This is a genomic window from Campylobacter sp. RM5063, assembly GCF_024723655.1.
Lineage (GTDB): Bacteria > Campylobacterota > Campylobacteria > Campylobacterales > Campylobacteraceae > Campylobacter_D > Campylobacter_D lari_D.
The window spans coordinates 1-1,416 of sequence record NZ_JANQDA010000049.1 but is presented as its reverse complement, the minus strand read 5'-3'; the positions used below and the strand labels follow the sequence as shown (position 1 = coordinate 1,416).

General features: G+C 33.8%; 2 protein-coding genes. Both read left to right on the top strand.

The annotated features are described in order from the left end of the window. Nucleotides 1–312: flagellin (locus CAMP5063_RS08270; protein WP_337195157.1), on the top strand; the 312-nt coding region annotated here is incomplete at its 5' end. A 231-nt stretch (nt 313–543) separates the two neighbouring features. Then, nucleotides 544–1,416, top strand: an 873-nt coding sequence (locus tag CAMP5063_RS08265) for a flagellin N-terminal helical domain-containing protein (RefSeq protein ID WP_337195156.1), incomplete at its 3' end; no start/stop codon positions are given.

Sequence of the window (1,416 nt, the reverse complement as noted above, 5' to 3'; positions counted from 1 at the left end):
AAAGATCAAGAAGCTGGTGTTACTACTCTTAAAGGTGCTATGGCTGTGATGGATATAGCTGAAACTGCTATCACTAATCTTGATAAAATTAGAGCTGACATTGGTTCTGTGCAAAATCAAATTACAGCTACACTAAATAACATCAGTGTAACCCAAGTAAATATCAAATCAGCTGAATCAAACATCAGGGATGTAGACTTTGCAGCAGAAAGTGCAAATTTTGCTAAACACAACATCTTAGCTCAAAGTGGATCTTATGCTATGAGTCAGGCTAATGCTGTGCAACAAAATGTAATGAGATTATTACAATAGTTAAAGAAATCCAAAACACCTTGAATTTCAAGGTGTTTTTCTTAAAAAACACTCTTAAAAAACACTCTTAAAAAACACTCTTAAAAAACACTCTTAAAAAACACTCTTAAAAAACACTCTTAAAAAACACTCTTAAAAAACACTCTTAAAAAACACTCTTAAAAAACACTCTTAAAATTTGGAACATTTATTGCTTTAAAAGTTCTAAGCAATATTTTGAAAGGATTTAAAATGGGTTTTAGAATAAACACCAACATAGGTGCAATGAATGCACATGCAAATTCAACTATCACAGCAAGAGAGCTTGATAAGTCTTTATCAAGACTTAGCTCAGGTCTTAGAATCAACTCTGCAGCAGATGATGCTTCGGGTATGGCTATAGCAGATAGCTTAAGATCGCAAGCTGCAACTTTAGGTCAAGCTATAAATAATGGTAATGATGCTATAGGTATTTTACAAACAGCTGATAAGGCTATGGATGAGCAGCTTAAAATCTTAGATACTATCAAAGTAAAAGCTACTCAAGCAGCACAAGATGGACAAAGTACTAAAACAAGAAATATGCTTCAAGCTGATATTAATCGTTTAATGGAAGAACTTGATAATATAGCTAATACCACAGCATTTAATGGCAAACAACTTTTAAGCGGGAACTTTATAAATCAAGAATTCCAACTAGGTGCACAGTCAAATCAAACCGTAAAAGCTAGTATAGGGCCAACTCAAAGCTCTAAAATAGGTGTAACTAGATTTGAAACAGGTTCTCAAGCTAAAAGTAGCGGTGTAGCTCAACTTACTATTAAAAATTATAATGGGGTAGATGATTTTAAATTCCAACCTGTAGTGATTTCTACTTCAGTAGGAACAGGACTTGGTGCTTTGGCTGAAGAGATTAATAGAGTTTCTGATATCACAGGTGTTAGAGCAAATTTCTTAGTTGAAACTACGGGTGTTGGTCCTATAAAAGCTGGTGCTACAAGTGATGATTTTAAGATTAATGGTGTAACTATAGGTAAGATAGAATATCAAGATAGTGATCAAAATGGAGCTTTGGTTGCTGCTATTAACTCAGTTAAAGATAGCACAGGGGTAGAAGCTTCAAGA